This is a genomic window from Acidovorax sp. KNOB132 (genome assembly GCF_057541515.1).
In genome coordinates, this window is sequence record NZ_BAAJYT010000543.1 from 1 (window position 1) to 1190 (window position 1190).

General features: G+C 74.5%; 1 protein-coding gene. It reads left to right on the forward strand.

From position 1 onward, the window contains the following. Positions 1–89 precede the first annotated feature (89 nt). Positions 90–1190 (forward strand): MBL fold metallo-hydrolase (locus AC27IO_RS24500; RefSeq protein ID WP_498741250.1); only part of this gene is annotated, 1101 nt, incomplete at its 3' end.

Sequence of the window (1190 nt, forward strand, 5' to 3'; positions counted from 1 at the left end):
GCTATTATTTTTTATAGCAATCGGCCGTCTAGCTCCCCAACGGGGCGCGGGCGGGCGGCGCCCCAGCGCCCACTGCCGATAATCGCCCGATGCCCCGCACCTCCCAACAACTCCACCCCCACCGCGAACCGGTGGCCACGCGCGCCGCGGCCACCGTGCTGCTGCTGCGCGACGCGCCGGCAGCCGGCGGCGGCACCGGGCTCGAAGTGCTGATGACGCGCCGCTCGCCCAACGCCAGCTTCGCGCCCGACGCCTACGTGTTCCCGGGCGGCGGCATCGACGCGCTGGACGCCGCGCCCGCCTCGCACGCCGCCGCGGACCGGCGCGCCACGCAGAACGACCTGCGCGTGACCCAGGCCATCGCCGCCATCCGCGAGAGCTTCGAGGAACTGGGTGTGCTGCTGGCGCGCCGTGCCGACGGCCGCTTCGCCGGTGCCGCTGACATCGCCGCGCTCGACCGCCACGCGCCGTTCGTGGCGCAGTGCCAGGCGCGCGGGCTGCGGCTGGCGGCCGATGCCGTGTTCCTGCTCGCCCACTGGACGGCCGACCGCGACCTTCCGCGCCGCTTCGACGTGCCCTTTCTCGTGGCGCGCATGCCCGAGGGCCAGGAACCCGTGGCCGACGAGGCCGAGCAGTTCGAGCCGGTGTGGGTGCGCCCGGCCGACGCGCTGGAGCGCCATGCCGCAGGCCGCTTCTTCATGATCTACCCCACCATCCGCACGCTGGAGCGCCTGGCCCGGTTCGACGGTGTGGACGCCGTGCTGGCCGCCGTGGCGCACGAGGCGCCGCTGTGGACCAGCTGCCCGCGCGCCGGCCTGCTGGCGGGCCGGGAGTCGCGCCACATGGAGCACGAGCCGCCCTTCGGCGAACTGGCGCTGGTGTGCCCCGACGGCCAGATCGTGCACCCGCTCGACTGGCAGAGCGACCGCCCGGTGCCGCTGCTGCGCAATGTGCAGCGCCTGACCGCGCCCAACCCTGGCGTGATGACCGGCCCCGGCACCAACAGCTACCTGGTGGGCGACCCGGCCACGGGGTTCATCGCCATCGACCCCGGCCCGCAGGATGCCGAGCACCTGGAGCGCCTGTGGCGCGCGGCCGGCGGCGACATCCGCATGATCGTGTGCACGCATTCGCACCCCGACCATTCCCCCGGCGCGCTGCCGCTGCAGGCCCGGGTGGCCGCCCATGGC